Annotated in this window: 7 protein-coding genes and 1 pseudogene; 6 read left to right on the plus strand and 2 right to left on the minus strand. The window is 71.2% G+C overall.

Going from position 1 to position 8,336, the window contains the following annotated elements:
- Both NHG85_RS03380 and nadC read left to right on the plus strand, forming a co-directional pair.
- Positions 1–484 (plus strand): annotated as a pseudogene (locus NHG85_RS03380) (L-aspartate oxidase); the annotation flags it as partial.
- Positions 481–1,323, plus strand: coding sequence for a carboxylating nicotinate-nucleotide diphosphorylase (nadC, locus tag NHG85_RS03385; protein WP_253329820.1), 843 nt, complete (start codon positions 481–483; stop codon positions 1,321–1,323). The pseudogene NHG85_RS03380 and the gene nadC, both read left to right, overlap by 4 nt.
- A gap of 51 nt (positions 1,324–1,374) precedes the next feature.
- Here nadC and NHG85_RS03390 read toward each other — a convergent pair whose 3' ends face one another.
- Positions 1,375–3,186, minus strand: coding sequence for a PAS domain-containing protein (locus NHG85_RS03390; RefSeq protein ID WP_253329822.1), 1,812 nt, complete (start codon positions 3,184–3,186; stop codon positions 1,375–1,377).
- Between the two features lie 234 nt (positions 3,187–3,420).
- On the opposite strand from NHG85_RS03390, the gene NHG85_RS03395 reads away from it, so the two are divergent.
- Together NHG85_RS03395 and argE are read left to right on the plus strand one after the other, a co-directional pair.
- A complete protein-coding gene (locus NHG85_RS03395; protein ID WP_253329824.1) occupies positions 3,421–4,605 on the plus strand; it encodes a M24 family metallopeptidase in 1,185 nt (394 codons plus the stop codon).
- The gene (argE, locus tag NHG85_RS03400) at positions 4,602–5,726 is read left to right on the plus strand and encodes an acetylornithine deacetylase (RefSeq protein ID WP_253329826.1); all 1,125 of its coding nucleotides are present in this window, start codon (positions 4,602–4,604) and stop codon (positions 5,724–5,726) included. Before NHG85_RS03395 ends, argE begins: the two co-directional genes overlap by 4 nt.
- Before the next feature lie 26 nt (positions 5,727–5,752).
- On the opposite strand, the gene NHG85_RS03405 is transcribed toward argE, so the two are convergent.
- The gene (locus NHG85_RS03405) at positions 5,753–6,301 is read right to left on the minus strand and encodes a copper chaperone PCu(A)C (RefSeq protein ID WP_253329828.1); all 549 of its coding nucleotides are present in this window, start codon (positions 6,299–6,301) and stop codon (positions 5,753–5,755) included.
- A 190-nt stretch (positions 6,302–6,491) separates the two neighbouring features.
- Between NHG85_RS03405 and NHG85_RS03410 the strand changes: the two genes are divergently transcribed.
- Both NHG85_RS03410 and NHG85_RS03415 read left to right on the plus strand, forming a co-directional pair.
- Positions 6,492–7,508: a glycosyl transferase family protein gene (locus NHG85_RS03410; RefSeq protein ID WP_253329830.1), complete on the plus strand. Its 1,017-nt coding sequence runs from the start codon at positions 6,492–6,494 to the stop codon at positions 7,506–7,508.
- A partial coding sequence (locus NHG85_RS03415; protein WP_253329832.1) for an NAD(P)-dependent oxidoreductase occupies positions 7,505–8,336 on the plus strand: 832 nt, incomplete at its 3' end. The genes NHG85_RS03410 and NHG85_RS03415, both read left to right, overlap by 4 nt.

Here is an 8,336-nt window from a genome sequence, read left to right on the forward strand (position 1 = left end):
TCTTCATTTGCGCGATTTCGAGGTCGCTGGTGGCAGCGCGAACCGCCTCGCCTCGAACGGGCTGCTCGAAGCTTTGGTCTTCGCGCGCCGCTGCGCCGAGGATATCGGGCCGGGGCCCGGGGCCGCCCCCGAATTGACGGTCGCCTTTGTGCCCGGCGGGCGTCGTCCCGCGCTCGCCAGCGTGGCGGCGCTGCGCCGCCTGATGACCGACCATGTCGCGGTGCTGCGCGATGGCGCGGGGCTGGCCCGCGCGCTTGCGGGCATCGCCGCGCTGGAACGGGCCGAGACGGCCCCTGCCTTTCACGCCATGACCGCCACCGCGACGCTGATCGCCGCGGCCGCGCTCATCCGCCGCGAAAGCCGGGGCGGCCATTGCCGCACCGATCACCCCGAACCCGACCCCGCGCAGGCGCGCCGCAGCCGCCTGACGCTCACAGACGCCCTGAAGATTCGCGCGCGTTGCGCGGCGACGGAGACCGCATGACCCAGATCCCCGACCTCTTGCTCGAACCGATGGTGCGCCACGCGCTGCACGAGGATCTCGGCGCTTACGGCGATGTCACCACCCGCGCCGTCATCCCCGAGGGCACGCGCTATGCCGCGCGGATCAACGCGCGCGAGGCGGGCGTCGTCTCGGGGATGCAGATCGCGGCGCTTGCGTTCCGCCTCGTCGATCCGGCGCTGCGGGTGACGCCCCGCCTTGCCGATGGCCAGCCCTGCGCCCCCGGCGACACGCTGATGGAGATCGAGGGGTCGGCGGCGTCGATCCTCTCCGCCGAGCGGGTGGCGCTCAATTTCGCCGGGCGGCTGTCTGGCATCGCCACGCTGACGGCGGGCTTCGTCGCCGAAACCCGTGGCACGAAGACCCGCATCACCTGCACCCGCAAGACCACGCCCGGCCTGCGCGCCGCCGAGAAGCTCGCGGTGCTGCATGGCGGCGGCTTCAACCACCGCTACGGGCTTTCGGACGCGATCCTGATCAAGGACAACCACATCGCCGCGGCGGGCGGCATCCGCGCCGCGCTGGGCGCCGCGACCGCCTCGGCCTCGCACATGCTCAAGGTGGAGATCGAGGTCGACACGCTGGAGCAGCTTTCAGAGGTTCTGGAGACGGGCGGCGCAGATGTCGTGCTGCTCGACAACATGTCGACCCCCGATCTCGCCCGCGCGGTCGAGAGGGTCGGCGGCCGCCTCGTCACCGAAGCCTCGGGCAACATGCGCCGCGCGCGGGTGGCGGAGGTCTGCGCCACCGGCGTCGATTACATCTCCTCCGGCGCGCTGACCCATTCGGCGCGCACCCTCGACCTCGGGCTCGACTTCTAGGCCGCGCGCCGAACCGGCAGCCTCTCAGGGGGCAGGCCGGGAGACGGCGGCTCAGCCCTTTGGCGGAAGGAGGATCTCGTGCCGCATGCCGGGCAGGCTGCGGCTCTCGATCCGGGCGCCGATCTGGGCGCAAAGCCCCGTCACCAGCCCCGCGCCGAGCCCGGAGGCCGGTTGCGCGTCCGGTTCCGCATCCGGCCCGATCCCGTCATCCGAGACGAGGATCCGGATCGTGCCGTCCCGCGCCGTTCCGAGGCCCAGTTCGATCCGGCCTCGGTTGGCGGGAAAGGCGTATTTTATGGCGTTGGTGACCAGCTCGTTGATCACCAGCCCCAGGGGCACCGCGCGCCCCAGGTCGAGATCGACCGGTTCGGTCGTGCAATCGAGCGCGATCTCGGTGCCTTCCAGCGCCGAGCGGCGCAGCTTTTCGGCCAGTTCATCGAGATAGGCGTCGAATCGCAAATGCCCCGCATCCTCGCCGAAGCCCAGCTGCGCGTGCAGGTCGGCCACCGCCTCGATCCGCTTGGTCGCCGCGTCGAAGCATTCGGGCCGGCCCGAGCGGTTCGCCTCGAGCCGCAGCATCGACAGGATCAGGTGCAGGTTGTTCTTCATGCGGTGGTTCAGCTCCGAGAGCAGGATCCGCCGCCGCTCCAGTTCGGCCTCGCGCTCGGCCTCGCGCCGCCGCTCGTCGGTGACGTCGGTCAGCGCGCCGATCAGCCGGGTGCTGCCGTCGAGCAGCCGGACCATCCGCCCGCGGGTGCTCAGCCAGCGCGTCCGCCCCTCGGCGTTCTGGACCCGGTAGACCCCGGTTGTCTCCGCATCCTGCTCCAGCACGGCGCGCAGCTCCGTGCGCATCGCCTCGCGGTCTTCGGGGGCCAGCCGCGCCAGAACCGCGGCCAGCGGCCATGGCGCATCGCCCTCGGGCAGGCCGAGCAGCGCGGCGGCATGCGGGCAGGCGGTGACCTTGCGGGTCGCGGGGTCCAGCTCCCAGGTGCCCAGATCGGCGAGATCCGCGCTCATCCGCAGCAGCATCGCCGCGCGGGCGCGTGCCTCCTCGCGCCGGTGCTGTTCGGTGGTGTCGAAGTTCACCCCGGTCAGACGTGCCGGACGGCCCTGCGCATCGCGCAACAGCCGGCCGCGCCCCTCGATCCAGCGCAACCCGGTCTCGGGATGCATCACCCTGAAGGACATGGTGAGCCGTTCCATCTCACGCGAATCGAGGCATTCGCGCAGATCCGCCGCGCAGCGCGCGCGATCTTCGGGATGCAATCGCCCCATCCATGCCGCGATCAGCGCATCGGGCTCGCCCTGCGCCCCGATATCCGGCGACAATCCGTAGAGCCGGAACATCTGCTCGGACCAGGTCAGCCGGTTGGCGGCCATGTCCCAATCATAGACCCCGAGCGCCGCGCCCTCCTGCGCCAGCTCCAGCCGGGCCTGCGCATGGCCGAGCGCCTGGGCGGTCTCGCGCCGGTCGGTGATGTCGACACAGCTGCCGATGTAGCCGAGCAGGCGGCCCTCCTCGTCGAGCCGCGGCTTGCCGGTGTCGAGAAACCAGCGCCACACCCCGTCGTGCCGCCGCAGGCGGTATTCGACCTGAAAGGGCCGGCCATCGGTCAGCGCCGAGGCATAGCCGTCGAGCGCGGGCAGATCATCGGGGTGGATGCCGGTGAGCCAGCCGCCGCCGATCTCCTGCTCCAGCGTGCGGCCACGAAACGCGAGCCAGGCGGTGTTGAAGTAGGTGCCTTCGTAATCGGGATCCGAAAGCCACATCGGCAAAGGCGCCTGATCGAGCGCGGCAAGAAAGGCCGTCTCCTCGCGGTGTCGTCCGGTCCTGTCGAGGTCCACCACTTCGATCGCTTCCATGACTCCTACCCATTTCCGCCCCGACCCATACTTTGGTGTAGCCCCTTTGACGGCTCGCTGGCCAAGATTGCCGCGCATGGCCCCGCCATCGGCGGATCGGCGCCGAAACGCACGAAAGCGTGGAACAATGCGCCGCAACCGCTCCGCGTCGGAATCGAGCCGTGAAATGGCGTGCATGGAATTGACCGGGCGCCGCCGAGCCTGTCGCCTGAGGGCATGTCAGCAGGAGTGCCCATGGGACCGCATGCCGCCCCCTTCGACCGCCCCGAATACGACCGCCGCCTTGCCGCGACGCGCCGGGCCATGGCCCGCGCCGGTCTCGACGTGCTGTTCGTCACCGACCCCTCGAACCAGAACTGGCTCACCGGCTACGACGGCTGGTCCTTCTACGTCCATCAGGGCGTGATTCTGCCGATCGAGGGGGAGCCCTGCTGGTGGGGCCGGATGCAGGACACGGCGGGCGCGCAGCGCACCGTCTGGATGGGGGAGCCCTGCATCCTTGGCTATGACGACCGCTACGTGCAGTCCTCCACCCGCCACCCGATGCAGGACCTCGCCGCGCGGTTGATCGGCATGGGGCGGGGTCGCGCCCGGATCGGCGTCGAGATGGACAATTACTACTACTCCGCCAAGGCGCATGCCGTGCTCGAGACGGCGCTGCCCGATGCGACGCTGGTGGATGCAACGGCCTTGGTGAACTGGCAAAGGCTGGTGAAATCGCCACCCGAGATCGCGATGATGCGCCGCGCGGCGCGGATCTCCGAGACGATCGCGCGGCTGGCGATCGAGCTGGCCGAACCGGGGCGGCGCAAGAACGAGCTCGTGGGCGAGGTGATGCGCGCCGCCGTGCGTGGCACGGGCGAGGATTGGGGCGATTACGCCGCCATCGTGCCGCTCATGCCCTCGGGCGCCGATGCCAGCGCGCCGCATCTGACATGGAACGGCGAGGAGATGAAGCGCGGCGAGGCCACCTTCTTCGAGCTGTCGGGCTGCGTGCGCCGCTACCACGCGCCCCTGTGCCGCACCGTCCATCTCGGGCCGCCGCCCGACGAGATGGCCCGCGCCTCGGAGGCGCTGACCGAGGGGCTGGAGGCCGCGCTCGACGCCGCGCGGCCGGGCAACACCACGCAGGACATCGCCGCCGCACTTCACGCGCCGCTCCGGCGCATCGGCATCCACCGGCCCAACCGCTGCGGTTACCCGGTGGGGCTCAGCTACCCGCCCGACTGGGGCGAGCGCACGGCAAGCCTGCGCAAGGGCGACCTGACGGTGCTGGAACCGGGCATGACCTTCCACTTCATGCCGGGGATATGGATGGAGGGCTGGGGGCTGGAGACGACCGAGACCATCCTGATCCGCGAAGAGGGCCCGGCCGAGACGCTGTGCGACCTCGACCGCAAGCTCTTCGTCAAGCCATGAGCGCGCTGGAGGAGACCATCGCGCTCCTGTCGCGGATGATCGCCCATCCCACGATGTCGGACCGGGGCAACCGCGATCTGGTCGAGTTTCTGGCGATCCGCCTGCGCGCCGACGGCGCGCGGGTCCGCATCCTGCCCGACGCCACGGGCGAAAAGGCCAACCTCCTGGCCAGCACCGGGCCCGAGGGGGACGGGGGGCTGCTACTTTCGGGCCATCTCGACGTGGTGCCGCCGGGCGAGGGCTGGTCGTCGGACCCGTTCACCCTGCGCCGCGAGGTCGGGCGGCTTTACGGGCGCGGCGCTTGCGACATGAAGGGTTTCGTCGCGGCCTGCGTCACCATGCTGCCCCGTCTGGCGCAGCGCGGCGCGCCCGTGCATCTCGCGCTTACCCATGACGAGGAGGTGGGCTGCATCGGCGCGCAGGCGCTGGCGCGGGCGATGGCCGCGGAGGGGCCGCGCCCGGCCATGGCGATCATCGGCGAGCCGACGCGGATGCAAGTGATCGAGGGGCACAAGGGTTGCTTCGAATACACCACCCGCTTCACCGGGCGCGACGGTCATGGCTCGGCCCCCGATCTCGGGCTCAACGCAGGCTGGGCGGCGGCGCGCTTCGCGCAGCGGTTGGAGGCGCTGGCGGGCGAGCTGAAGGCGATGCGCCCCGAGGGGGTCTTCGACCCGCCATGGGCCACGATCAGCTTGGGGCGGATCGAGGCGGGCGTGGCGCGCAACGTGATCGCGGGGCAGGGGGCGGTGGAATGGGAGATGCGCCCCACATGCGAGGCCGAGGCGTGCCACGTGAAACAAGCGCTGGTCGATCATGTCGAGACGGAGATGGCGGCGCATCCGGGGCTTGTCATCGAGACCGAATGCTTCGGTGAGGTGGCGGGGCTGGAGCCGCGCGCCGCCAATGCCGCGCGCGACCTGCTGCTGGGGCTGGTGGGCGGGAGGCCTGGCCTCGTGCCCTTCGGCACCGAGGCCGGGATCTGGCAATCGCTAGGGATGGATGCGGTACTCTGCGGGCCGGGCGACATCGCGCAGGCGCATCGGCCCGACGAATACCTCGAAGAAAGCCAGCTCGCCGCCTGCCTCGACATGCTGAGCGCGCTGGCCACCCGGGCCTGAGAGCCCGAGCGCCCCGGCGCTTCGCCTCACTCGTCGGCGGGCGCGTCCATGTCATGGCCCATGTCACCGTGATCCATTGCGTCATGGTCCATGTCATCATGGCCCATCACCCCATGATCCATGCCGCCTTCGGCCTCGGGGCGCGCCTCGACCACGAACTCGACCGCGACTTCGCCGGCCTCTTCGAAGATCAGCGTCGCGGGAAAGCGCGCGCCGGTTTCGAACGGCGCCTCGAGCCCCATGAACATCACATGCCCGCCCATGCCCGGCGCCAGCGTCACCGTCTCGCCCGGCGCGATGTCGATGCGCTCGAGCGGCTGCATCGTCATCATGCCGTCGGCCTCGACCGACTCGTGCAGGGTCACCTTCGGGAAATCGGCCTCGACGCCGATCAGCGCATCCGCGGTTTCGCCCTCGTTGCGGATCGTGAGGTAGCCCGCACCCGTGGTCGCCCGGCTGGCCGTCTCGATCGCAAAGGGGTGCAGCACGGTCAGGCCACCGGCCTCGAAATCATGCGCCTGCGCGGCGCCGGCAAACCCGAGGGCCGCGATGAGGGCAAGGGAGCGGAACATCATGGTAATATCCTTGAAACGACTGCGCCGCATCGGCGCGTCTCCCGCTCATACCAGCGGCACGGCGCGGCAAAAAGCGACGGCTCGTCGCAGCCGGGCCGCATCCCGCGCCCGCGCGCATTGACCCCGGGGCCTTCCTCTGCGCCTCTGTCGGCCTAGTCTGAAGCGAACTCCGGTCAGAGGGGCAGGGACCATGACATCATTCGCATCACAACGCGACGAGACCGCGCTCGCGCCCTTCGTGGCCGCCGTGGCGCGCGGGCCGGGCCGGGGCCGCCACCTCACGCGCGAGGAGGCGGCAAGCGCGCTGCGGCTGATCCTCGACGGCACCGCAGCACCCGAGGCGGCGGGCGCGCTCTTGATGGTGATGCGCTACCGCGGCGAGAGCGCGGAGGAAATCGCCGGTTTCGCCGATGCGCTGGCCAGTGGCGAGGAATGGCGCCGTGCCGCGCCCGCGCTCGATTGGCCCTCCTACGCCGCCGGGCGGACGCGCGGCCTGCCGTGGTTTTTGCTCGCGGCCAAGCTGGTGGCGGGGGCCGGGCACCGGGTGGCCCTGCATGGCTGGAACGCCCATCGCCACGAGATCCGCGATGCGCTGCCCGGACTTGGCATTCCCGTGGCCGAAAGCGGCGCGGCCCTCGCCTCGGCGCTGGATCGCGCCTCCATCGCCTATGTGCCGCTCGAAGCCTGGTCGCCCGGCGGCCACCGGCTGATCCGCCTGCGCGAGGTGTTCGGGCTGCGATCGTGCATCAACACGGTGCTGCGCGTGGCCAACCCCTTCGGCGCGGACGCGCAGGTCCAAGGCGTGTTCCACCCCTCCTACCGAGGGCTGCAGACCGACACGGGCGCGCTGATGGGGCAGCGCAACCTGATGATCCTCAAGGGCGCGGGCGGCGAGTTCGAGCGCAATCCCTCCAAGGAGATCGAGCTGTTCGGCCTGCTCGACGGGGCCGAGGTCGACCTGACCGCGCAGGCCCTGCGCGACGAGACCCGCCGCCTCGCCGATCCGGGCGGGCGGCCCGAGGATCTGCGCAGGCTCTGGGCCGGCGAGAGCGACGATGCCTTCGCCACGGCGCTTGTCACCGGCACCGCCGCTCTGGCGCTCCTTGCCCTGCGCGCCGCCCCCGGCCTTGCCCGCGCCGAGGCGCTGGCCGAAGCGCTGTGGCAGGCGCGCGACCGCGCAGCGCTGCCTGACGAGGCCGCGGCATGAAGGCCTTTCCGATGTTCCTCGCCACCTCCGGTCGGCGCATCGTCATCCTGGGCGGCGGCGAGCAGGCGGCGCAGAAGGCGCGGCTGGTGATCCGCACCGATGCCGAAATCATCGTCGCGGGCTTCGAGTTCGACGAGGAATTGCGCGCGCTGGCCGAAGAGGGGCGGCTTCGGCTCGTCGATGCGCACGAGATCCACGCCGACCTGTTCGAGCGCGCGGCCATCACCTTCGTCGCCACCGGCTCGGCCGGGGCGGATGGGGCGCTGCACGCGCTGGCCAAGGCGTTGGGCGCGCCGGTGGTCAACGTGGTCGACCGGCCCGCTTTGTGCGATGCGCTCACCCCCTCGATCGTCGATCGCGACCCGGTGGTGGTGGCGATCGGCACCGAGGGCACGGCACCCGTGCTGGGCCGACAGATCAAGACGGCCGTGGAGACGATGCTCGAGCCGCGCCTGGGCGCGCTGGCGGCCCTGGCGGGCCGGATGCGGAGTGCCGTGGGGCAGAGGCTCTCAGCCCGCGCGCGGCGCGACTTCTGGGTCTGGGTGTTTTCCGGTCCGGTACGTCGCGCCCATTCCTCGGGCTCCGAGCGCCGCGCGGCGCAGCTTCTGAAGGCGCGTCTGGAGGAGGGGCCGGGCGCGGCCGAGGGGTCGGTCGCCTATGTCGGCGCGGGGCCGGGGGAGGCGGATCTAGTGTGCCTGCGCGGCGTGCGCCGGATGCAGGAGGCCGATCTGGTGGTGCATGGCCCCGATCTGCCCGGCGGCATCTTGGAGCTGGCCCGACGCGATGCCGAGCGGCGCGTCGCCGCCGATCCGGTCGAGGTGGCGCTCG

The sequence above is a fragment of the Limimaricola litoreus genome (assembly GCF_024159025.1).
GTDB classification, from domain to species: Bacteria; Pseudomonadota; Alphaproteobacteria; order Rhodobacterales; family Rhodobacteraceae; genus Limimaricola; species Limimaricola litoreus.